The 25,760-nt window shown below is 45.5% G+C and carries 16 protein-coding genes; all 16 read left to right on the top strand.

The annotated features are described in order from the left end of the window. The first annotated feature begins 181 nt into the window (after positions 1–181). Positions 182–2,275, top strand: coding sequence for an excinuclease ABC subunit UvrB (gene uvrB, locus K8S19_06695; protein MCD4813363.1), 2,094 nt, complete (start codon positions 182–184; stop codon positions 2,273–2,275). Next, positions 2,275–4,095 carry an excinuclease ABC subunit UvrC gene (gene uvrC, locus K8S19_06690; GenBank protein MCD4813362.1) on the top strand — a complete coding sequence of 607 codons (1,821 nt, stop codon included), beginning with the start codon at positions 2,275–2,277 and terminating at the stop codon, positions 4,093–4,095. Before uvrB ends, uvrC begins: the two co-directional genes overlap by 1 nt. Beyond that, complete coding sequence (locus tag K8S19_06685) at positions 4,092–5,123, top strand: hypothetical protein (GenBank protein ID MCD4813361.1); 1,032 nt, start codon at positions 4,092–4,094, stop codon at positions 5,121–5,123. Before uvrC ends, K8S19_06685 begins: the two co-directional genes overlap by 4 nt. A gap of 238 nt (positions 5,124–5,361) precedes the next feature. Further along, entirely contained in the window at positions 5,362–6,504 is a 1,143-nt protein-coding gene (locus K8S19_06680) for a hypothetical protein (GenBank protein MCD4813360.1), read from the top strand. Between the two features lie 262 nt (positions 6,505–6,766). Further along, complete coding sequence (locus K8S19_06675; protein ID MCD4813359.1) at positions 6,767–8,671, top strand: tetratricopeptide repeat protein; 1,905 nt, start codon at positions 6,767–6,769, stop codon at positions 8,669–8,671. A 232-nt stretch (positions 8,672–8,903) separates the two neighbouring features. Then, the gene (locus K8S19_06670; GenBank protein ID MCD4813358.1) at positions 8,904–11,594 is read left to right on the top strand and encodes a valine--tRNA ligase; all 2,691 of its coding nucleotides are present in this window, start codon (positions 8,904–8,906) and stop codon (positions 11,592–11,594) included. A gap of 19 nt (positions 11,595–11,613) precedes the next feature. Then, the gene (gene nadC / locus K8S19_06665; GenBank protein MCD4813357.1) at positions 11,614–12,462 is read left to right on the top strand and encodes a carboxylating nicotinate-nucleotide diphosphorylase; all 849 of its coding nucleotides are present in this window, start codon (positions 11,614–11,616) and stop codon (positions 12,460–12,462) included. 6 nt (positions 12,463–12,468) lie between these two features. Continuing rightward, on the top strand, positions 12,469–13,470 hold the full coding sequence (locus tag K8S19_06660) for a biotin--[acetyl-CoA-carboxylase] ligase (GenBank protein MCD4813356.1): 1,002 nt from the start codon (positions 12,469–12,471) through the stop codon (positions 13,468–13,470). Further along, the gene (locus tag K8S19_06655) at positions 13,464–14,234 is read left to right on the top strand and encodes a type III pantothenate kinase (GenBank protein MCD4813355.1); all 771 of its coding nucleotides are present in this window, start codon (positions 13,464–13,466) and stop codon (positions 14,232–14,234) included. The genes K8S19_06660 and K8S19_06655 overlap by 7 nt, the downstream gene beginning before the upstream one ends. Before the next feature lie 4 nt (positions 14,235–14,238). Next, positions 14,239–14,814 (top strand): TlpA family protein disulfide reductase, encoded by a 576-nt coding sequence (locus K8S19_06650; GenBank protein MCD4813354.1) that lies wholly within the window; start codon positions 14,239–14,241, stop codon positions 14,812–14,814. Positions 14,815–14,832: 18 nt separating this feature from the next. Beyond that, a complete protein-coding gene (locus K8S19_06645; GenBank protein MCD4813353.1) occupies positions 14,833–15,996 on the top strand; it encodes an FIST C-terminal domain-containing protein in 1,164 nt (387 codons plus the stop codon). A gap of 6 nt (positions 15,997–16,002) precedes the next feature. After that, positions 16,003–17,832, top strand: a complete 1,830-nt coding sequence (locus tag K8S19_06640) for a PAS domain S-box protein (GenBank protein MCD4813352.1) — start codon at positions 16,003–16,005, stop codon at positions 17,830–17,832. Next, on the top strand, positions 17,829–18,554 hold the full coding sequence (locus K8S19_06635; GenBank protein ID MCD4813351.1) for a cytochrome c biogenesis protein CcdA: 726 nt from the start codon (positions 17,829–17,831) through the stop codon (positions 18,552–18,554). Before K8S19_06640 ends, K8S19_06635 begins: the two co-directional genes overlap by 4 nt. 312 nt (positions 18,555–18,866) lie before the next feature. Next, positions 18,867–20,561, top strand: coding sequence for a HAMP domain-containing histidine kinase (locus tag K8S19_06630; protein MCD4813350.1), 1,695 nt, complete (start codon positions 18,867–18,869; stop codon positions 20,559–20,561). An 8-nt stretch (positions 20,562–20,569) separates the two neighbouring features. Beyond that, entirely contained in the window at positions 20,570–21,379 is an 810-nt protein-coding gene (pgeF, locus tag K8S19_06625) for a peptidoglycan editing factor PgeF (protein MCD4813349.1), read from the top strand. A 648-nt stretch (positions 21,380–22,027) separates the two neighbouring features. Beyond that, positions 22,028–25,760: hypothetical protein (locus tag K8S19_06620; GenBank protein ID MCD4813348.1), on the top strand; the 3,733-nt coding region annotated here is incomplete at its 3' end.

Below are 25,760 nucleotides of genomic sequence, written 5' to 3'. Positions count from 1 at the left end.
TTTTAAACATGGTAAATCTGGTATTCCAGAAGTATTTTTTAGTTTGTCTCGCTCCCGGAACACCCCGGGATTGCCCGCAGACTTCAAAAATATGACTTCTTTTTCTGGTTGGAAATAAACGTGATTTGAGCTATTTTAGAATTGCTTTTAGAATTAAGATTTGTCGGATTGTGGAGCTGTTATGTTTAAATTAAAATCTGATTACAAACCTGATGGAGACCAACCGGCGGCTATTCGGAAATTAACCGGATTTTTTAAGGAAAATCTTCCGTCAGCAACGTTGCTGGGGGTTACTGGATCCGGAAAAACGTTTACCATCGCCAATGTGGTGGAAAAGCTCCAGAAACCCACGCTGGTTATTTCCCACAACAAGACGCTGGCGGCACAATTATATGGAGAATTTAAAACATTTTTTCCGGAAAATGCTGTGCGTTATTTTGTTTCTTATTATGATTATTATCAACCTGAAGCCTACCTGCCTGGACCGGATACCTATATTGAAAAAGATTCGTCTGTCAATGAAGAATTGGATCGATTGCGTTTGGAAACAACGCATTCACTATTGGAACGTCGTGACACCATTGTGGTGGCATCGGTGTCATGTATTTTTGGTATTGGATCGCCGGAAATTTATAAAAATATGTATCAGGTTTTGGAAAAGGGAGAAACACTTTCGCGGGATGAATTTCTGCATAAACTGGTAGAGATGCTTTATACGCGAAGCGATCTGGAGTTTTTTCGCGGACGCTTCCGGGTGAAAGGTGATGTGGTGGAGGTCTATCCTTCTTATGATGAAAATGCACTGCGGTTTGATTTTTTTGGAAATGAACTTGAAAAAATATCTTTGATTGATCCGCTCAGTGGTGTGGTCAAACAAAATCTTTCAAAGGCGAAAATTTATCCGGCCCGCCACTATGTCCTGCCGTATGAACAGATTGAAAAATCAGTTTCCTCGATTCGGGCGGAACTTCAACAGTGGGTTCCGCAACTAGAAAAACAAGGCCGCTTATTGGAAGCAGAGCGTCTTAAACGACGTACGGAATATGACATTGAGATGATCCGTGAACTGGGTTTTTGTCAGGGAATTGAAAATTATTCGCGACATCTGGAAGGGCGCCAACCCAGTCAACCGCCGTTTACATTGTTGGATTATATGCCGGCTGACAGTCTGATTGTTATTGATGAGTCACATGTGACAGTCCCGCAAATACGGGGGATGCATCGCGGTGACCACTCGCGGAAAAAGACATTGGTGGAATTCGGATTTCGCATGCCCTCGGCATATGATAACCGGCCTCTCTATTTTGAAGAATTTGAGAACAGAGCCCGGCAGGTGCTGTATATGTCTGCGACCCCGGCGGACTATGAATTGGAAAAAAGTTCCGGGAGGGTGGTTGAACAGATTATCCGTCCCACAGGACTCATGGACCCGCAAGTGAGAGTCGAACCGCTCAAAGATCAGGTGGACCATTTGTTGGGTGAGATACGTAAACGGGTGGAAAAAAACGAACGTGTTTTGGTGACAACCCTGACAAAACGTATGGCCGAGGACCTCAACAGCCATTTAAATGAACTTGGCGTGAAAGCCAAATATTTGCATTCAGATATAGATACGCTGGAACGGATACAAATTATTCAAGAACTCCGTATGGGTGAGTTTGATTGTTTGGTAGGGATTAATCTCTTGCGGGAAGGATTGGATCTGCCGGAGGTTTCGTTGGTGGCGATTTTGGATGCGGACAAAGAGGGATTTCTGCGTTCGAAGACGTCGCTGGTGCAAACCATCGGGCGGGCAGCCAGACATGTCAACGGCGAGGTTGTTCTTTATGCGGACACCATGACGAAATCATTGGCCTACGCGATTTCCGAAACAAATCGCAGACGTGAAATACAAAAAGCCTATAATTTGAAACACGGAATCACGCCGGCCGGAATTCAAAAACACATTCAGAATATTTTGGGATCAATTTATGAAATGGATTATTTTACAGTGCCGGCGGCGAATGAAATGGTAGGGGAATACCTCACGCCGGAGCAAATACCCCGAAGGATCATTGCGTTGGATGCAGAGATGAAAAAAGCTGTTGTTCAACTGGATTTTGAAAAAGCAGCGGCGCTGCGCGACAAAATTATGGAATTGCGTGAGATGAATCCCGGCCGGGCATACCGGCCCGGTAAATCTAAAAGCCAGGGTAAACGAAAAAGAAAAACGCGTTTGGTACCGAAAAGCGCAGTGAAAAAGGTAACCAAACGTCTGGGACGGGATGTTTCGTGATGACGCTCGCAGACCTCAAACGCCTGCAACCGCCTGATCAACCGGGTGTCTATTTAATGCGCAATGCAAACGGGAAAATCATCTATGTGGGCAAGGCCATTTCAATAAAAAAGCGTTTGGCATCTTATTTTCGCGCGGAAGCACAGTTGGATGCCAAAACCCGGGTGCTGGTTTCTAAAATTGCGATCATTGAATGGATGGTGACCGGTTCGGAAGTTGATGCACTGGTGCTGGAAAATACGCTGATTAAAAAATATCGTCCCCGCTACAACATTGTTATGAAAGATGACAAAAGCTATCCTTACCTTAAATTGACCAGTCATGAGGAAGTGCCGAGGTTACTCTCGACGCGTAAGCCATTTGTCGATGATGCCAAATATTTCGGACCTTTTGCAGGCGGAACATTAAAAAAAATAACCCAGACAATTTCACGTCACTTTCGTTTATGTCAGATAAATCGTACGACGCATATCACTATCGGGGAAAAGCGAACATGTCTCTATTATCAAATGGAACAATGCGATGGCGTATGTATGGGGAAGATTCCCCGGGACCAATACATGAAAACAGTGGAACAAGTTCAGGAATTTTTAAATGGTGGTAAGGATGTGTTGAGCCCGCAATTGGAAGTGCAGATGCACAAAGCCGCGGCAGAACAGGCGTTTGAACTGGCGGCGGCTATTCGGGATGAACTTGTCATCATCAAGCGTATTCGCCATCAACCTTTGGTGAGTTCGCCGCGGCGTGAGGATCGAGATGTATTTGGTTTGGCGCGTTCAGGTTCGTCGGCGGCCATTGAAGTTTTTTTTGTACGGGAAGGTAATCTTGAGGGACGGCGTCACTTTTATTTGAATACCGCCGGGACGGATGCGACAGACGAGATATTAGATCAAGTGCTTATTCAGTATTACTCGCAACCGGTCACCATACCTCCGGTGATCTATTTACCGCAGGCATGCCGGGAAGAGGCGGTTATCCGGCGTTGGCTGTTAAATCGTTACGGAGTGAAGATTCAAATGCGTGTTCCTAAAAGCGGCGAAGCGCGCCGTATGGTGAAATTAGCCGAAAATAATGCCTGGCTTTATTTAAAACATCAAGTCAGGGAAAATTCAGAGGGGCTGTCGGAAAATGATAGAAAAGTTCTTTCTGAGTTGGCACAAAAACTGGAATTGTCCGGTCCGCCATTGGTGATTGAGGGGTATGATATTTCAAACATAGCCGGTCAGGACGCGGTGGGTTCTCAAGTCGTTTTTGTCAATGGCCATCCGGAAAAAACACGCTACCGCCGCTATCGCATAAAAAGTGTTGAAGGTCCCAATGATTTTGCCATGCTGCAAGAGGTGCTTTTTCGACGTTTAAAAAGAATGAAGGAAAAGCAGGAGACGCCGCCTGATTTAATTGTTGTCGACGGCGGTGCCGGTCAACTTTCTTCAGTGAAAATGGTATTGCAGGATTTAGGTTTACAACACCTGGCAGTCATTGGATTGGCGAAGAAAGAAGAGGAAATTTATTTGCCAAGCCAAAAAAAAACGTTGCGATTGCCAAAATCCAGCAAAGCATTAAAGGTACTGACGAATCTTCGGGATGAAGCGCATCGTTTTGCGGTGACGTATCATCGCAAATTGCGCGGCCGCCGGATGAAGCTATCCCACCTGGATCATATAACCGGCCTGGGCAAAGTCCGGCGGACACAATTGCTGCGTCAGTTTGGCAGTGTGGCGGCGCTCCTGGAGGTTTCCGAAACCGAATTGGCGGCGGTGGCAGGCATTGGACGGGATTTGGCCGGGAGAATTCAGCAGGTTTTAAGGAAAGTTGTATGAAACGAGTTAGTGGTATATTGTTTTCTTTCTTGGGTTTTGTTTTTTTTCTGTCCGGATGCGCAAGTTTACGACCTCAGGTACACTATTCGGTTTTATTGCCGAGTAAAATTCAGCTGGACCAAGTCAATCGTATTGCGATTTTAGATTTTGCAGTTCCCTTGGGTGATGCGGCACAGGGGCGGTGGTTTGCGCGTGCCCTGTATGATTTGTTTGAGGAGCAATCCGACTATCGAATGATTGCACCAGGCACCTCTCATATAATTATCAAAAAAATGAATATACGGTTAAGTCGGTTTCGCCGATTGGAGACTGTCCGCCGGGTCGGTGAGGCGCTGGGTGCGCATGCATTGCTTTTTGGTGATCTTACGATACCTGCGATGCAAACATTTCATAAAAAAGAAAAAATGATGCATCAGGTGGGGGTGCGCAGGGAATTGGAAACAGTGTTTGATTCCCTGGGAAATACGCGGTCTTTTTGGAGGGAAATTCCTTTGTTTGAAGAGGTGACACAGCATACGCGAAACAGGCAATTGGCGGTTTTAGCCAAAGCGCGGCTCATTCGGATAAAGGATGGTGTTGTTTTATGGGAAGGTCAGGCGGAGGGACAGGTTGATGATGAAGTGGTATTTATGGAAGGGTCGCTTAGAGTATCACAGCAGCGATCTGAAGAAAATTTGCGTTTTGCAGCGTTACACCAGACAGTTGGGGAATTGGTGCAGGATTTATTGCCGCGCCGTGTAATACGTTATCGACAGTTGGCATGCGTGAAAGAAAAAAATGCGTATGCCGATTTTGTGACACAAGGCAATGCGGCGGCGTTGAAAAATGATTGGATGTTGGCAGGTCGTTTGTGGCTCGAAGCAGTTATACTTGATCCACAACGTCCGGAAGCACATGCTAATTTAGGGATTTTACGCGAGGGTGCGCAAGAATATGCCCAGGCGCTCAAGGACTATCGCTATGCTGCGGAAAAATTGGGTGCACCTTGGACTATTTATTTGAGAGAGCTTGAAAAAGCTGTGCAGTGAAACGAATTGCCGATTTTTTCGATCAGTCCCTTCGACAGGCTCAGGTGTTGAAACAGAAGCGGTCGCTAATAGGCGGCTGAGTTTTGAAGCTATTGCCGGGATGCAGGTGAAATGAACGGTGATTCCCGACAACCCGGTTCCTGAAGTTGACAGTCATGGAAAATACCGTTAAAATAAGTAGTTTTGTAATATGTGTGGTTTCATGATGCCAAGACATCACAACAGAGAGGGGAAATTGATGATCAGGATTGTCTGTTATACCATCCTAGTGGTTGGCTTAAGCATGGGTCCTGTTTGGGCTGCGACTGTAACCCCAACCGCGAAACCAGCATTGACGCACAGTAAAAAGAAAATTGTAAAAAATACACTGTCTCAGAAGAAAAAATCCGGTCTCCCATCCAGGCAAAAGCAAGCCGGATACGAACGTAAAGCAGCGAAATATCAGGTTACAGAATTGAAAAAATCGATCCGGCGGTCATGGGATTTCCAAGATCCGAGTATTGAAAAAATTCCTCAAGTGTGGGAATCCCTGTCCGGTCAGTGGAAGATCGTGGTCGAACCGGAACATCCGGGGAATCGGGTTGTACAACAAAAAGCGATTAAAAGAAATTTTCAATATCTGATGAGCAAGCAGCAGTTTGTGAATTTTGAATTTTCTGCCCGGATGCGGACGGATATGTTTGAGCAAAAGACCCGTAATTGGCAGCTGGGTCTTATTTTCAGACAGGCGGATCCCAATTATTATTATAAATTCAGAATTACGGCCGCCAATATTGCTTTGCTGCGATGCTCTCCCCAAAAAGAGACGGTGCTTCCCGGTCAGATTGGGAATTCCCGTGCAGCCTCCGTTACCGGGCGGTTTGGAAAAAGTGATGAACACTTGCTTATGATTCTTCCTTGGAAATATACCCAAGACAGTTGGCATACCCTTACGGTGGTGTGTTATGGGGAGCGGATTATTTTAAAACTGGATGGCAGGGAAATCCGTATGATGGATGATGCCATGATTGGCAGTGGGAAAGTGGGCGTGTTTACTTACAAAACCCGGGCATTTATTGATGATCTGCGCCTTTATTATTTGCCTGTGCCTGAAGCGGCCAAGACGATGGTTTTTAGTGCCAATCCTTTTTCTTTGAAAAAAGATCGGGAGTTGTTGATTTATTATACGACACCGGTCACGGGTCTTTTGGAAATGAAAGTCCTGACGCCGAACCGGCAGTTGTTTACAAGGTTATCAAGAGGGATACATTACCAAGGGATTGGCAGTGTTGTTTGGAATGGTCAGGGTTTGGACGGCGGCCTGCCCAAACCGGGACTCTATACGGTTGTCTGGGATGCCAAGGGGATAAAGAAAAGTAAGCAAATTAAGATTATACCCTGAAGCTTGACTTTTGGTGAATTAGCTTAGTGATCACGCTAGTGTTGTGCGTTCAATATTTTTTTACATTTGATTGTTATTGCGAGGAGTGTTTTTTGCGACAAAGCAATCTGTTTTGATTGCAAAATGATGATGAAAACGGGATTGCGACCAACGGAAGTCCCATACGATCCCCCATCCGGTCGGAGCTTCGCTTCGTTCGCAATGACAACTGTAAAGTCATTTATGACGCGCGACACTAGGATGTTTTTGAAAGGAGTTATACATGTTTCGTGCTTTGAAATATAGTGTGTCCGGTATTGTACTATGTGGGGTTTTGTGGGGGATCGTTGGCAGCACAAGCGCAGTGGAACAAGATTCGATTATTAGTACATACCAACAAGCGATTGCTACTGATCCCAAAGATGTTATAGCACATTTTAATCTTGGCCTGGCGTATTATAATCTCGATCGATTTGATGATGCTCTGGAAATTCTTGAGAAATGCCGCTATGTGAATCGGGGTGATAAAGAATCGCATGGTCAGGTGGATTCACCGGCAAATCAAGTGCTGGGTATGATCTATTATTCACATGTTCAAAATGACGGCAAGGCAATTGAAGCGCTGAAAAGGAGTTTGAAAGGTTTGCCGGATGATCCCACGACCTTTTATGCAATGGGATTGGCTTATTTGCGCATGAAGCGCTATCATGATGCGGTGAAACATTTTGGACTGGCAATTGAAAAAGGCCGGGACCGGGATCCGGAAGTTCATTACCATATTGGGCGCGCTTGGCAGGCTATGAGTAAAGAAAAAGAGGCAATTGCCAGTTATGAACAAGCACTTGTGCTGCGCGATGACTATCAGCCGGTACTTGAATCGCTGGCTTTTTTATACCACAAGCAGAAGGATGACAAACATGCGGTTGCGGTTTTAAAAAAACTGGTGAAGCACGATCCGATGAATTTTAACGCCAATTATTTGTTGGGTCTCAATTATTATAAGCAAAAAAAATACTCTGAAATGGTGGCAGCTTACAATCGGGCGGTGGCGGTTAAACCGGATTTGGCGGATGCACACTACAATCTCGGCATGGCCTATTTTTATCAGACGCGTTACGATATGGCGATTGAATCTTTGAAAAAAGCGGTCACGCTTAACCCTAAAGACGTTGAGGGCTTGAATCTCTTAGGGCAGGCACAGAGCGCTGCAGTCGACCAATATCTGCAGCAGGGCGGCATGTATATTGCGAAAGAACAATACAATCAAGCGATCGCCGTTTTTCAAAAGGTGTTGCAGATAGACCGGACCCACCATAAAGCCAAAGCGCTTTTGGAAGATACGGAACGTCGGCTCAAAGAGGAATTGAGCGCGCACTTAAATCTGGCGGAAAAATTTTATCAGGATGGTCGCTTGGAGGACGCCTACAATGAGTACGAATTAATGCTTCAATTGGATTCGGGTAATCGTCTTGCGCAGGCAGGTATCCAGCGGACCCGTGTTCAGATCAGCAGTTTATTAAAATTAAAAATGAAAAACGGCAGGCGGGCTGAAGCGATAGGTGATTATACAGCCGCCCGCGAGCATTATGAAGCGACATTGATTCTAAAGAAAAATTATACTGCGGCCAAAGATGCGTTGGTATTTATGAAAGGGAAATTGCGAAAAAACATGCGCCGCTTTAACCAGCTGGCCGGGAGTGCCATGGCGAAACATGACTATAAGGCGGCCAAACGTTACTTCGAACAGATGAAGGCACAGGCGCCGGTTTTTGATGAAGTTGACTGGCTGGAGAAGGCGCATGCCGGACTCAATCGTGTAAATGACAGACGTGCCAAGCAGATACGCAATGATTTGCGGCTGGGGATTAAAGCATTTCAGACCAAAGCCAGGGGTGAGGCTAAAAAATATTTTAATCGGGTACTGAAACGGGATCCACAAAACAAAACGGCCAATGATTATATTCGTAAAATGACCGGGTCGGTTTCGGAGGCCAAGGTCAATGCGGAAAAAGTTAAGGAAATGTATTATCAAGGTGTTGACCTGTACGTGAAAGGTAAAATCGCGGAAGCGATTATCGCTTGGAAAAAAGTACGCGAATTGGATCCGGACAATGACGATGCCCGCATCAACATCGAACGCGCACAGTCGAAATTAAGGGCAATCAAAAAATTGACCGAGGGGCGGTAGCTTCAACCGGATATTATATTGAACTATGGGATGCAGGTTTACATTTGCGTTTTAATTATCACCCCGGAGTCATTTACAACAATGGAAACGAAAATTCCACGGGTATATGAATAGGTGCTGTTCGGCGAGCGGTTTTATTGGAAAATGATTGTTCCGTTCCAATGTGGTAAATGACTCCGGGATGATTCAAATAATTTAATCGGGATTGCCAATGTGCGATACCGCCAGGTAAATGCAGAAAGGGGTAACAACAGCAGTGAGTGAACAAGAAACAGTCAACAAACAAACGGATATCACGGCACAACTCTCTTCAAAATATGATCCGCATGCGGTAGAAGACAGGTGGTACAAAAAATGGGAAGCATCGGATATTTTTCGAGCTGATCCGGAATCGGACAAGCCCGCCTATTCCATTGTGATACCGCCGCCCAATGTCACCGGGTCGTTGCATATTGGACATGCTTTGAACAATACGCTCCAGGACGTTTTGAGCCGCCGGAAGAGAATGCAGGGATATGACGTGCTCTGGGTGCCGGGGTGTGATCATGCCGGGATCGCGACGCAGAATGTTGTTGAACGGCAGCTTGCCGAAGAGAAACAAAACCGGCATGATTTGGGTCGGGAGAAATTTATTGAACGTGTCTGGGGGTGGAAGGAGGAGTACGGCGGCACGATTATGCGTCAGCTTCGCCGCCTGGGTTCTTCGTTGGACTGGTCACGTGAGCGGTTCACCATGGATGCCGGTCTTTCCGAAGCAGTCAATGAAGTTTTTGTGCGTCTGTATCATGATGGCTTGATTTATCGCGGAGATTATATCATTAATTGGTGCCCGCGTTGTCATACTGCGCTTTCCGATATTGAGACGGAGCATCAGGATGTAGACGGCCATTTTTGGTCGATAGGGTACCCCTTAGTGGAAGGCGGCGAGACAATTGTTGTGGCCACAACGCGTCCGGAGACCCTGTTGGGTGATACGGCGGTTGCGGTCCATCCTGAAGATGAGCGCTACCGGCATTTGATTGGGAAACGGGTGCGCCTGCCACTGATGAATCGCGAGATTCCCATTATTGCCGATACCTATGTTGACAAATCGTTTGGCACCGGCGCGGTCAAAATTACGCCGGCACATGATCCTAATGATTTTTGGGTGGGCGAGCGGCATCATTTGGAGCGGATCAATGTCATGAATGAAGACGGTACGATGAGTGCTGCGGCCGGGAAGTATGCCGGACTCGACCGGTTTGCCTGCCGGAAACAAGTTGTAAAAGATCTGAAAACAGAACAGTTGCTCGTAAAAATTGAGGATCATGCGCATGCGGTTGGACATTGTTACCGCTGTCAGACCGTGGTGGAACCTTACTTGTCCCGGCAATGGTTTGTCAAAATGAAACCACTGGCCGAGCCGGCCATGGAAGCGGTCCGGCAGGGGAAAATTCGTTTTACACCGGATCACTGGGCAAAAAATTACCTGGAGTGGCTGGGAAATATCCGTGACTGGTGCATTTCGCGGCAGATTTGGTGGGGGCATCGTATTCCGGCTTGGTATTGTGAAAAATGCAATGCCATCCATGTTGCCAAAACCGGCCCTGGAAAATGTGAAACTTGCGGGCATGGAAAACTGCGGCAAGATTCGGATGTGCTGGATACCTGGTTTTCCAGCGGCTTGTGGCCTTTTTCAACCCTGGGATGGCCGAACACCACCCGTGACTTGAAAAAATATTATCCCACCAGCGTGTTGGTGACTTCCTGGGACATTATTTTTTTCTGGGTGGCGCGTATGGCAATGCTGGGATTGAAGTTTATGGGTGAGGTTCCTTTCCAGGAGGTATGTATTAATTCCCTGGTTGGGGATGCGGAAGGCAAGAAAATGAGCAAGTCCAAGGGCAATACCGTGGACCCGCTTGATATTATGAAGCATTCCGGGGCGGATGGATTGCGTTTTACCATGATTATGATCGAAACTCAGAGCCGCTATGTGGCGTTTACCCCGGATCGGCTTGAATCATCACGAAATTTTGCAAATAAAATTTGGAATGCCGCCAGATTTGTATTGATGAATCTTGAGGAGTATCAGATACCTGGACTGGCGCCACAGGCCTCATTTGTTGACGCTTGGATTCAATCACGCCTGGATCATACCATTGAAAAAGTGGACAAGGCCCTTCGCGGCTATCGTTTTGCTGAAGCAGGACAGGCACTCTATGATTTTATTTGGCATGAATTCTGTGATTGGTATCTTGAGCTTTCCAAGCCCAGTCTTTTCGGGAAAAGCGGGAACCAAAGTGCTGCACAGTACTATCTTTATTGTACCCTGGAGGAAACACTGCGTTTATTACATCCTTTTATGCCGTTTATTACAGAAGAAATCTGGTTTTATCTTCCCGGGAAACAGGATTTTATCATGCGTAGTTCCTGGCCGGAAACCCAACCGGCGCGCCGCAACGAGGCTGTGGAAACAGAGATGAATTTATTGATGAAAGTGATCTATGCTGTTCGTAATATCCGGGGTGAGATGAATGTACCGCCTTCTAAAAAGGTGTCTTTATGGGTCCGACCGCTGGAAGGCGCGGGATCGGTTTTGGAAAAACATGCAGCCATTGTTTGTGATCTTGCCAAAGTCGAGACGTTGCAGGTTGATCCGACCATGGAAAAACCAGAATTTTCAGCTGCGGCTGTAACGGAAGGATTTGAATTGTTTGTTCCACTTTCAGGAATTCTTGATCCGGAAAAGGAGAAGATTCGTTTGAATAAGGAAATTCAAAATCTGGATAGTCTGTTAGTTAAGCTCGAAGCAAAATTGGCCAATAGCAGTTTTGTTGAACGGGCACCGGTGCAGGTTGTCCAGGGGGAACGGGAAAAACAGTTGGAGTACCGGCAGCGCAAAAATCAGCTGGAAGAAAATCTTAAACAGATTACAGTATAATAAAGTGAGTGCAATAACGATGCTATCACCCCTTTTAAGCAGGAAAAATGTTGCGGATGCAGTCAAGACGGCCTTGAAGGAAGACGTGGGCAGCGGGGATATTACCACGCAATGGATCGCAAAGCCGGGAGATCGTATTACAGGTGTCATCGCGGCTCAGGCCGGCGGAATACTGGCGGGAATTCCGGTTGCACTGGAGGTGTTTAGGCAGCTAAGCAATAAAATCAGAGTTGCAGTATTGAAAAAAGATGGAGAAAAAGTTTACCGTCAGACTCCCCTATTGCGTATCCAGGGACCGGCAACGGCAATTTTAGCCGGTGAGAGGACGGCTCTGAATTTTCTCGGTATGCTGTCCGGGATTGCCACCCAGACATCTCAGTTTGTCAAGGCAGTCAAAGGGAGCCGTACAAAAATATTAGACACACGTAAAACCACGCCCGGGCTGCGCCACCTGGTGAAGTATGCAGTGGTTGCAGGCGGCGGCAGTAATCATCGTATGGGACTTTATGATGCCGTGCTTATCAAGGATAACCATATCGCACTTGCGAATGGTTCGATTGTTGAGGCAATTTATCGAGCACGGAAAAATATGCAGGTAAAGGTCCCCATTGAAGTTGAGGCGGAAACATTGGAACAGGTCAGGGCGGCCGTGACCGAACAGGTGGACATTGTTTTGTTGGATAATTTTAAAGGACCGGAACTTCGCCAAGCGATTAAATTGGTAAAAGGGATCACCCGAAGCGAAGTTTCAGGCGGGATTACCCTTCAAACCGCCCGGGTTATTGCGCAACTGGGTGTTGACCGTATCAGCGTAGGCGCCATCACCCATTCAGCCCCATGGCTCCCCATTCATATGGAGTTGGAGTAATCTGCCATGGATAGCGGAACGTTATTGCTTTTACTGCGCAGAAAAAACGGCTTTGTTTCCGGGGAGGAATTGTCCGAAAAATTAGGCGTATCCCGTACTGCTGTTTGGAAGCATATTCACCTTTTGGAAGCGGCCGGCTATGTCATTGAGGCGGTTCCGCATCGCGGTTACCGGATGATATCCGTTCCGGATCAGTTGTTGCCTGATGAAATTTTATTTGATCTTGCGACCCGCGTGTTTGGACGGGAAATTTATTGCTATTCGGAGACGACATCCACCAATGATCGGGCAATGGCATTGGCCCAGGATGGGTTGCCGGAAGGAACCTTGGTCGCGGCGGAGTATCAGACACAGGGGCGGGGACGCCGCGAGCATACCTGGGTTTCACAGGCAGGGAAAAATTTGTTGTTTTCCATCATTTTCAGACCACCTTGGGTTGCTGAGCAAGGTGCTTTGATGACATTGTTGATGGCAACAGCAGTTGCCCGGGCAATTCGGAGTACCTGCGGCATAGAGGTTATGATAAAATGGCCCAATGATATTCTTTGTAAAGGGAAAAAACTTGCCGGTGTCTTGACGGAGATGCAGGCGCAGACAGATAAAATTGCTTTTTTGGTTTGTGGTGTTGGTATTAATGTTAATCATAGTCCGTTTGGGACGATGCGTTATCCGACGACGTCTTTGGCCGCAGAAAATAAAGAAATGGTTTTGCGTATTCCGCTTTTGAAAAATATTTTAAGCGAAGTGGAAATGCTCTATAACACTGCGTTGGAAGGTGGTTTGTCAACCGTGGTGGATGCTTGGCAAGCACTCTCTTATTTGCAGGCAAAGCGTGTTTGTGTAGAGCAGCCGCATGGTCGGATTTGGGAAGGGGTTGTACAGGGGGTGAGTGGAAATGGCGCGCTCCGGTTAAAGTTGGATGATGGCAGGATAGAAACACTGATCACCGGGGAAGTCGCTGCGATGCATGAGCACCCGCTAGGTGGAAAGGGAAGAAAAAAATGCTGATCGCCATGGATGTCGGGAATACACATATCTGTTTGGGTGTTTTTGATCAGCAAATTTTGATCAAAGAGTTTCGGGTTAGTACCAATCGTTATGCAACCGCCGATGAAACCGGTCTGATTCTTTCAGGGTTGGTAAAGGGAATCAGTCCTGAGCCGCAGTGGGAGGGTGTTATTATTGCAAGCGTTGTACCTGAACTCGATTCTGTAATGATTCAGGCTGCGCAACATGCGTTTGGGGCACCCGTGGAAGTGGTGCAATCAACGACGCCGTTGTCTGTCACCAATAAGTACAATCCACCGGAAGTGGTGGGCGCAGACCGTCTGGTCAATGCGGTGGCGGCAGTTCAACTATTCGGCGCACCCGTGATTATTGTCGATTTTGGGACCGCGATTACCGTGGATGTGGTTTCTGAAAAAAAAGAATATCTGGGCGGCGCGATCTTGCCGGGGTTGACTTTGTCGGCGGATGCGCTCGCCCGCGGAACCTCTCTTTTGCATCGGGTGGAGCTTAAATCAGGTGCGCATGCTTTGGGGCGGAATACAGAAGAGAGCCTGAGGTCGGGAATCATTTTAGGGGCAGCCGGTGCGGTTTCCCTTTTAATTACGCAAATGAAAAAAGAAATCAGACCAGCGGTAAAAGTGGTTGCCACCGGCGGTCTGGCTTTCCTGGTAGCACCTTATTGTGAAGCGATTCAAGCAGTGCGTCCGGAGCTTACTTTGGAAGGTTTGCGGATTGCATGGGACACGATAAAGAGCCGGGGTTGATGGAATGGAAATGGGTATGCGCGTGAAAAGTACTATAGGTGTTATTCTGTTGCTGCTTGCGGGGACGGCCATTGTCGGTGTCCAAAGCACAAAGGTTCCGCCGGACACGATTTTGCCGGTGACGACACCTGCGGTGGTTATTCGCGATCCTTATTTTTCGTTTAAGCATGAAAAAGTCGTCTACGGGTTTTATAATTCCACCGGCGCCTGGCAATCTTCGGAAACGGATAAAGGCCGGATCGTTGTTCTGTATTTTTGGTCAACGTGGTGTCAGCCGTGTGAAGCCATGACTCTCTGGTTAAATCGTCTTTGGCGTCGCTATGAGCAAACGGGACTGACCATGACAGCGATTGCTTTGGATACGGAAGCGGAGACGGTTCAACGGACTGTGCGTGCTCAAAAAACCGAGTTACCCTATGCTGTGCTCCCGAAAGAAATTATTACCAATGCTCAAAAAATTAATGGTGCGCCCATGATTTTGGTGTTATCAAAAAACGGACGTATTTTGAAAAGGATTGAAGGTGTGGTTTCAGAACAAACGTTTGAAAGCGACCTGCTGACTTGGTTGCAGAAAAAATAAGAGGCAAGGACACTAAAAATGGCTTTGACGTTTGGGGTGGGAAAAGGGAAGGATAGGAATTCAAAACAAGCTGCCAGACAAGCTGCGGAGGCTTGTCAGTTTCAACTTGGCGCACAGCAACCGGACTTGTTGGTTTTGTTTTTAAATCCTTTCTACAATTCGCATGATGTGTTGGAAACGGTCCGTGAATTTTATAAAAATGTTCCTTTGATTGGCTGTAGTTCGGCCGGTGAGATTTACACTACCGGCATAGAGGATAAAACGATTGGGTTGTTGGGCATTGCCGGTATCAAGGTGAATTTGGCAGCTGGTGGTGATATTGCGGAGGATGCGTTTTTAGCCGGAAAAATGCTCGGTTCAAAACTTGGCGGCGAAGCCGGGGCGTTAATTCTTTTGTTAACTGACGGCGTGGCTGGTGATGGCGAAGCCGTTGTCAGAGGGATGCAGGCCGGCTTGGGGAATCAAATGCCCATGATCGGCGGTGCGGCGGGTGATGATGCGCAGTTTAAGCAAACATATCAATATATCAATGATGCGGTTTTAACCGGAACCCTGGTAGGGGTTAAGCTGGACAGTTCGGTCCGGTATGGAATCGGAGTCCATCATGGGTGGGAACCGGTTGGACTGCCGGTGACGGCGACCCGGACGCATGGGAATCATTTGATGGAGATTAATAATATTTCGGCCATAAAATTGTACGATGAATATTTTAGCGCGTATACCAAGCGTTTGCGTGATGAACCCTTGGCAAGGTTGGCGGTTTATTATCCATTGGGCATACCGGCACCTGAGGTGGATGGTTATTTGTTGCGCGCACCGCTTTTTGTTGAAGCCGATGGTGCTATAAAATTTACTGCTGAAATACCTGAAAATTCAGAAGTGCGTCTTATGATTGGCAGTGTGGAAGAGGCGTTGTCTGCTGCGCGCAAGGCGGCACAGGATGCATTGGATCAAATGGGCGATACCAAACCACAGGTTGCATTGGTTTTTAGCGGGGTTGCCCGCCGTCGCGTGTTGGGATTAAAGGCGAATGCTGAGATCCAAGTGATTCGTGAAATTATAGGTAAAAGCGTCCCGGTCATCGGATTTTTTGGTTATGGAGAGATTGCGCCTTTGGGTCGGGCCGGGAAGACGAACACCCGTTTTCATAATGAAACCGTGGTCATTCTAACGTTGGGATGAGGGTCAATGTCTAAAAATCCTTTTTTAACACCCCGCGGGGACATTTATCAGGCTTTTGAAGCACTTGATCACATGACGAAAATGCTTTTAAAACGTGACATCATGCTTACAGATACAAATATTGAGTTGGAACAAAAGAACAGTGATCTTGAAATGGCGCGTCAGGAATTATTGCGGATCAGCCAATATGTCACCAATTTGCTTGCCAACTCGCCGGATGCGATCTGGGTACTTGATGCCCATGATCAAGTCAATACATTCAATAAGATCGCCGAAGAGGTTACGGGTTATAAAACTCAGGAAGTCATCGGGCGTTCATTGGATTTTTTATTTGTTGAACCAAAGCATTATCTTGAATTAATCGCAAAACTTCCGATTGAAAAAAGTTATCGAAACATCCGCTCACGGATCCGTAAAAGAGATGGTGGAATTGCAGAAATTTTGATGTCTATTTCTCAGTTGCGCGATGAAAATGAAGATGGTATTCAGGGTGGCAGTATAACGATTTTCAAGGATATTTCACATGAGATTAAACTTGAAGAAGCTTTGCGGGATTCTCATGAGCGGTTGGAGGAAAAAGTTAGGCAGCGAACCAATGAACTTGAGGTGCTTTCCCAAACCCTGTTGGTGCTTAATCATGTATCCACCGTTGCCAGTCAATCACTGGAACTCGATACGTTGTTAAATAACATTTTACGGTTGGTCTTGGAATTGACCGGTTTTCATATGGGGGTTGTATTGCCTTTTGAAAATGAGGAAACGATCGTTATTCGTGCTCAGATTAATATTCCCGATTATTTATTGCACAAAATCCAGAGGGTTAAAAAAGGTGAGGGAATTATCGGTAGGGCGGCCGGCAATGGTTTTTTGCAGGTTGACGGTCCGGATATGCCGGAAATGAAGAAAGCGGATATTAAATTAGTCGTGGCAGTGCCGCTTCGGGCAAAAGGGACGATTCAGGGAGTGATGACGCTTTTTTCCAAAGTGGATCGAAAAGTTCTGGATGAGGAATGGGATATTTTTATGGCGATCGGTGTTCAGGCGGGGTGGGCCATTGAGAATGCCTGGCTTTATGAACAGGTGCGGGAAGATGTGCTTAAACTCAAAGAAGTTGACCGGATTAAAACCGAGTTTATTGCCACGATTTCACATGAATTGAGGACGCCGCTTACATCGATTATCGGGTTTCTTAGTTATGCCAATAGCGCGGTGGACAAATTTGATAAAAGCAAATTAAGCCGTTATATTAATATTGCGCTGGAAAACGGTCAGAAATTGGCACATATGATTGAGGATTTGCTGGCGATGCAGAAACTGGATTCGGGAACATTGTCGCTGCATTATGAGGAAATTAATCTTTATGATTTGTATGAAGAAATTAGTGTGGATTTAGGCCCGCAGTTACAAATGAAGGACCAGGAATTGGTTATTAAGCTTCCCAAGGGACTTCCCGGGCTGATGGCCGACCCGGAACAGGTTGAACGGGCGCTTACGAATTTGGTAGTCAATGCGATTAAATTTTCTGAAGGCCCCGGAAAAATAACCCTGTCTGCCAAACACATTCCTGAAAAGCATCAATATGAGCTGGCTGTTTCGGATACAGGTATCGGTATGTCAAATGAAGTGAAGGGGAAGATTTTTGAACGATTTTATCAAGCTGAAAAAACATTGACACGAAAAAGGGGAGGGGCAGGATTGGGCTTGACGATTGCAAAACGAATTATTGAAATGCACAAAGGAAGTATGCGGGTGGAGAGCGAACCAAACATTGGCAGCCGTTTTAATATAGTCTTGCCGGATCAACCGCCCACCCCGGAAAATGCGTGTACAGTATGAATTTAGAAATTGGTATTTTTAGTGCTTTTTTTGCAGGGGTGATCTCGTTTCTTTCTCCCTGTGTATTGCCACTGGTGCCGGCGTATTTGTCCTTTCTTGCAGGCGCGAGCCTGGAGGAAATAAAAGGTGATTCCGGGAAGGCGGTGCGGAAAAAAATACTGCTAACCGCAGTGGCTTTTGTGGCGGGTTTCACAGTTATTTTTGTTGCCATGGGCGCCTCGGCTACATTTTTGGGGAAATGGTTTTCTCAAAATGTATTTTGGCTTGGTAAACTCGCTGGTTTGTTGCTGGTTGTTTTGGGCCTTCATCTTACCGGGATTATTCGCATTCCTTTTTTAATGGTTGAGAAACGGATGCGTGTTCAATCCCAGGGGATGAATATGGGCAAGGCATTTATTGTGGGTGCGGCTTTTGCCTTTGGCTGGTCACCTTGCATAGGTCCTTTATTGGCGGGAATACTGGCGCTGGCCGGAACACAAGATACAGTGGGAAAAGGGATTTTTTTACTGATCGTATACTCTCTGGGTTTGGGTATTCCATTTATTCTTGCTGCTGCTGCGGTAGAACGTTTTTTAAGTTGGTCGCAAAAATTTCGCAGGTATATGCGTTGGATTGAAATCATTGCCGGCGGGTTGTTGATGATGATTGGTGTGGTCATGATGATGGGTGCCATGATGCGGGTTTCCTCCTGGTTTAGCATCTTTGGCCGGTTTGGATTTTAGTGCACTTTTAATTGATGGCGTGTTTGTTATTGCGGGCAGAGCGAAGCCCCGACCGGATGGGGGATCGTATGGGACTTCCGTTGGTCGCAATTTTGATTTTCCAAGCACTTTGAGTTCAAAATAGATTGTTTTGTCGTGAAAAACGCTTCTTGTAATGATATGTATAAAGGACAAACAGTGTGAGACACTACAGTAGCGTTTTTTCTGAAATGATAAATGCCGGGGAGCGGTTTTACCGGAATGATTTTGGCAAAAATGTAAGGTTTGGCGCACTCATTGAGGCTGTGAAATTTGAAAATAGGGCAGGAACTTATGCAGCGTGAGATTAATTGTCGGACAAGTAATACACTTATCCAATATTTTAAAAAATATCGTCCCCGATCGCTGACAGAATTATTGGCGGGGTTTGACATGGTGCAGTTGACCAATGAACATCACTGGATATCTGCTGATGAAATGGATATTCTCTATCTGCGGGCGGAAAAGATTTTTAAGGACGACCATATTATGTTTAAGGTAGGACAGGAAGCCGTCATACTGGAGAGTACCGGGATTGTCGATCTCTTAATTAGGCTTGATTCCAATCCGGTCCATGCCATAAAACTTTCAGTGAAATATGCTGCGTTATTTAGTTCGTTATCCAAGATTAAAATACGTGAAATGGGATCACACCACGCGGTTATTGAAAGACATCCTAAAAAGAAAATGTCGCGTGGTGCGTGTGATTATACCCAGGGACTTTACCAGTCGATGTTGGACAACCTGCGGGTTAAGAGCATGCGTATAAGTGAAACCCAGTGTTCCGTACCCCTGTGGGAAAAAGGGGTGGTTGCGGATGCGACATTTTCCCTGGAGCAAGGAAAGGTTTGGAGAACCAATCTTGGGTCAGGTGTGAAAGAAGCAATCGGTGCACCGGATAAGATGGGAGTGTTTCATTATGCGGGTATTGACTATGGGACTTCAAGTTGTATGTATCGCCTGGAGTGGAAAAGCAAACCGGGACGATGGTCGCAGCTGGTCCGTTTTTTTAGTTTTAGGAATCAGCAGATGGAAAAGATTAAAAAGGAGCTCTTTTATGAATACGAGATTGTCGAGAAGCAGAACCGGCAACTCCGTAGAAATAATAATTTGCTTGAGAAATTGTTGGAAGAGAGGATTGAGCTCAGCCAAGCGCTTGAAAAAAAAGTAACTGCGCGTACCATCGAATTGGAAGATACCATCACGCAGTTGAAGGATTTGGATGAAATGAAATCCTATTTCCTTTCCATTACATCTCATGAACTTAGGACCCCGCTTACGATCATCAAAGGGGCGCTCAATCTTTTGTTGACCGATGGTACAAAATTAAGTGCTGAGCGGTATAAAAAATATCTAAGTATGGCCAAGAGCAATGCAGACCATTTAAACCTACTTATTACCAACTTACTCGATCTTTCCAGATTGGAATCCGGGCAAATGAAGCTTGAAGTGGATCATATGGATATGGTGCGTCTGGTTCGCGAGAGCATGGAAGAATTTAGAGAAATTGCCAAAAAAAGTTTTATTCGTATTTCCGGCGAAATTGATGCGGAAACCCCCCGGGTACTGGGTGATACAGGAAGAATCAAACAAGTTTTGGATAATTTACTCTCAAATGCCATGAAATTTACACCGGCCCACGGGGAGGTTAAAGTTAAATTGAATCGTGTTGATGAAAGTCGTGTTGAAATTCAGGTATCCGATACAGGGATCGGTATTGAGGCATGGGAGAAAGAAAAGATTTTCAGAAAATTTCAGCAAGCGGAAAGGTCTTTGACGCGTGAATCGGCCGGCATCGGATTGGGCCTGACCATTGTCAGGGATCTGATTGAATTACACGAAGGGCGAATATGGGTTGAAAGCGAGAAAGGCCAGGGGGCCACTTTTTTTGTACAATTACCCATCGACGGTCCAAAAAATATTAGAAACATGGTGAAAAAAAAGAAACATGATGACCGGGATCCGTCGCGCATACTGAGGAAAATGTAATTTTAAAAATGGATATTATTTTGGAAGAAAAACAGGGAATTCGATATTGGCGTATTCCTTTTTTTGAGGCTATTGGATGCAGGGCATGTTTTTTTTTAAGGCAGGGCGGCAAGAGCGGCGGTGATTTTCGAAGTCTCAACCTGGGGTTGAATACGTCGGATGCTTTTGAAACGATTCTTAGGAATAGGAAAAAGGCACTAAACGTTTCCGGGATGGGTCCTGCACTGCCCGTTGTAGGACAGCAGGTTCATCATCACACGGTGACGGTCGTTGGCCCTGGACAGCAAGGCCGGGGGTGGTTTTCAGTTGAAACAGCGATTCCGCAAACAGACGGTTTGATGACAGCGTATAAAGGTTTACCGCTGGCAATTACGATTGCGGATTGTGTTCCGATTCTCTTGGCAGACGAGCGGCAGCGCTGTGTCGCCGCAGTGCATGCCGGGTGGCGGGGAATTGAAAAAAAGATACTTCCCGGAGCTGTACGGAGAATGATTCTTAAAAAACAATCGCATCCCGGTTCAATAAGAGCGGTTATCGGTCCGGCCATAGGATCTAAGAGGTTTGAGGTCCAGGGGGAAGCGCTGGAAAAGCTTCGAAAAGTAAATCCTGATGCACTGTATACAAACCAAAACTCCCGGAAAACATTTTTTGATTTATGGAAAGCCGCCCATGATCAGCTCATTGCGTCTGGGCTTCATCGTTCCAAAATAAAAGTTATTCGTGAGTGTACTTACAGTCATCGGAGCTATTATTTTTCCCACCGGCGGGATGGCGGCAATACCGGACGAATGCTCGCCATGATTCAAATAAATCCATAAAAGTTGATTATTTTTCTTTATAATTCCGCAACTGCGTACAGGTGGGGGTGGCCTGTTTGTGGATAGGCAGGGTACCGGGCAGGCCCCCTAGTCGTTCTGCATTCGCAGGACAGGGTTTTCAGAAGTCATCCTGGCCGGAAATAGAGTAGCATTGGGACTTCCGTTGGGCACACGATTTCTTGTTCGGTGGATCGTGTCCGGCGAATGCAGGATGCCGGATTAGAACGGGAATTGAAAAAAATAAAAAAAAATGCAAGTTGCTCTTTTTGAGGTGTGTTGGAAAATAATACTATCCAAGGATTATTTTGGTGGGAAAGGAACAAAGCGCCGGTAAGTTGTTTTGGAAAAAAAGTGCACTATAATGTAGGCGGAATAAAGTTTTTCGGTAGTTTTTCTTTTTTAAACTGATACAGAAATTGTTATTGAGAAGAAAACAGGCCCCATTTGGAGTTTTTCTCGGCTAATTCCCGGTTTTTTTACAAGAGATTTCCGGAAGGGTGAAATTCATAAAAACAATAATAAATAATCGGTATCATGAAATGGCGAGATTTGTATTCCCCTAGTTGGTGTGATATGCTTTATCCAAAACGAAAAAACAATATTTATTAATATTTTTATAAATAATTTAGTTGTTAAGGAGGGACCGGCATGGCTTCCATTCATGCGTATCCAAAAATGAATTCTTTGAGTTTAGTCTTTGGCAGGATCAATTGGCTGGGGACACTCGCACTCTTAGGCACCCTGTTGCTATTTATAGGCGTGTCCCTGTCCAATGCCGGAGTGGTAGAAGAGAAAATTCTTCCTAAGATTATAAAATTACTGGAAGATCAAGGGCAGAACATTCGCAGCACTTCGGTGTTGGATGTGAGCGATGAACCGGAAATTACGATTACATTGATGAATAATGAAGTTCGGAAGTACAATGACAAGGGCCAGCTTACTAAAGTTACCGATAAGTACGGTAAAACCACACTGTATGAAGACGGTATGCCGACGGAGGAGAGGGCTCCCGACGGTGCGCTGATTTCACACACCAAGTATTTTAAATCATCTACCGGTAAACTGCAAAAAATGGCGAAGCATTCCGCTGCCGGGGTGTTCACCAAGTTGTTTGATGACAAGGGCAATACGATACAAGTCACAGATTCTCAAGGAACTAAAATATTTTCCAACCATATAAAAAATGATAAAGGAAAAACAGTCAGTTATATCGAGACTGACCTCTCCAGCAATAAAACTATAACCAGCATCCTGAACCCGAAAAATGGTGAAGTTATTGCTAAAATTGACGGCAACAATATCCGGACCGATATCGAGAATCAATACAATGAGGATGGCGAGAAAGTCGGCGTGGTAGAACGTGATTCTGCCGGGAATGTTGTTACCAAGAAATATGAAAATGGCCAAATGGTTGAAGAACGCCGTAATGGAATTAAAACCACATTTGAAAATATTGTGAATTCAAAAGGTGTTTTAATTGAGAAAAAAGAGATTAAAATGATGCCGACTTCCAATGGTTTGATGGAAGACATTACCACGAAGAAATATGATGATCAGGGTCGAGTCAGGGAGATGGAAAATGCAAATGGACAACATACTTATACATACCAAACCAATGCAGAGGGAAAAATTCTTTCGCGGAACGAAGAAACCAAGCCCTCCGATGGTACTAAACCGACACAGAAACTAACCATTTATGATGAAACCGGCAAGGTTGTCGGAACAAGAACTGATCAGAGCGAAACCACTATTACCAATGTTGTCGATGAAAAGGGTAATTTGATATCGTCCTCTGAGATTATTACTTATAAATTTGGCGGTCAAAGTTACTCGTCCGTGGTGATCAAACAGTACGATGACAACGGTAATGTGCTTGCTGAGACTGATCAGTACGGAAAAAAAACCAAGAACATTTATGATGGCAAGGGCAACCGTATTCGCTCTGAAAATGAGGATTCGATTACAGATTATACGTATAATGATGCCAACCGTTTGGTTTTCAGCATCACAAAAGACAGAAAAAGTATGACTATGACGGATTATGTGGAAGACACCAAATTGGCTGAGCGTAAGGTTATGGTTAAAAACAGCGGTGTGGTTGAAATCACAAGCTATGGCATGACCGCCAGTGGCAAACGTGTCCAATATACATACGGTTCATTTGGCGTGACAGTTTCGGTCAATCGGGATGCAACCTCGGATCAGCCCGAGGAAACAACCTATACCAAGCACAATGGAAAAGTTATTGTCACTACGTATCAATATGCCGGAAAATATATGATTACCAGTACGGAACAGGGGCCGGATGGCATCACCAAGAGCAATTACAATGGAACCGGCCAACCCATCGAAGCTCATAATACAGATAAATGGGGAGGGGAAAAATTCACAGTCAATCAGTATGCCGAAGGAAAAATCTCGAATTCGTTGATGACGGATGATAAAGGAAAAACGATTACCAGATTTAATAAATACGGCGATTTGGAAACAATTGTCCGTGAAAATGAAATTGGTTATCCGCGCAAAACAGAAGAAGAAAGAACTTACAAAGATGCGATGCTTCACGTTTCAGTATCTTATGACGTAAAAGGCAAGACGATTACCTATTATAATGAAAATGAGCTTCCGTATAAAGTGCATCGCATTAATTATCATGGATTCCCTCGCGAGAATTGGACCTATAACTTTTATGACGATGGTGGTGATATCGAATCGAGTGTACAGCTGGATGATCGTGGTCAAACACGGAATACTTTTAATAGTGATGGTCAGATGGAAGAAAGTGTTCGTCTGGATATTCATGGGTTTCCAAAAAGAAAAACGACAACGTATACTTATGAGAAAGGGGAACTGGTAAGCAGCATTACGGATACAGATCGCTTCACAGATCATAATAAATTTGATGTTGACGGTCTTATGCGTGAAACCACCAAGGAGAAAAAAATCGGATTTCCAAGAACAGAGCATACGACCTTTGAATATGATAACAACGCTTATATGACGTATAGTCGTAGCGAAGATGTCAACGGCACTACTGAAAATTTTTATAATATTGATGAATTGGTTACGGTCTCGCATCGTGTGAATACCTATGGGCATGCCAGGAATCAATGGACGGTCAATTTATATAACAGTGTCGGCTACCTGAGCAACAGTAAAGAAACAGACATCAAGGGATGCACGATAACGGAGTTCGACATTGATGGCTTGGCCACTCACAATATTCGGTATGATCAATATGGTCTCGAATTTAGTCGGAACACGATAACAACAAACCGGTATGACAGCAATGGATTCATGACAACAGCGCTGAGTAAGAATCTTCTCACCACGATAAAAAAAGAGTTTGATAAAGATTCGTTGGTCCGGTATTCAGAACAAAATGATAATTACGGATTGTTGAACGGGAGATACAAAGTCAGTGCCGAGTATGTGTATGACGAATTTGGCCGTATTCAGAGTAATTCCACAGAAGATGATCTTGGTAAAACTGTCAGCACCTATGACATTCATGGTGACGCTATAGATACCATTCGCTATAGCAAGGTCGGACTGTATGCTTCTCGTAATACCACAACCCATTCCGAGTTTCATACGGAGACAGGCATAACCACCCGGCGGGTTTCCGCAAGTGATTTTGGGACAACCACGAGTTTGGGATTTGATGCCAGAACCGGATTGGAATCCAAAAATATTTCGATGAATAATTTTGGTCTCAAAGGTGCGCTTTATACAGAAACCATGGTTGATATGGATCCCCGGCATGGATTGCAGCGATACTCTAAAGCTGCCAACGAGTTGGGAGTCACGGAAACTTTTTTTGATACGCGGGATGGCGGGCCTTATGGTATTGCCGTAAAAAGCACGAGCAGGAATAATTATGGTTTAAAGGGTTCTTTGGTAAGCACCACGGAGATCACGGCCAGTAAGTACAATGGTATTACTCAGGAAACCATGGCTAAAAATGGTTTAGGCATCACAAAAACCGAGTATCAGGAAAACATTGGAAATGCTATCTGGTCTGAAATTAACAATTTCTTTGGTCTGAAAGGATCACGTCGCACTGAGACGACAATCACTTCCAGCGAATATCACGGCATCACAGAACACACAGACGCGGAAAATGACTTGGGGCGCACACAAACCTGGTATGTGAAGGATGTAGGCAATGCGGCGAAATCAGTAGCGGATAATAATTTTGGACTCACCGGAGCGAAGCATACGGAAACCACCATTCAGTCGAGTGATTTCCACGGCATCACGGAATACACCGATGGGACCAACGAGTTGGGGCGCACCCAAACCTGGTATGTGAAGGATGTAGGTAATGCGGCGAAATCAGTAGCGGATAATAATTTTGGACTCACCGGAGCGAAGCACA

The organism is bacterium, from assembly GCA_021108215.1.
GTDB lineage: Bacteria > Oederibacteriota > JAAXVQ01 > JAAXVQ01 > JAUVAV01 > JAIORK01.
Note: the sequence above shows the minus strand (reverse complement) of the source record. Positions and strands in the feature narration are given on the sequence as shown.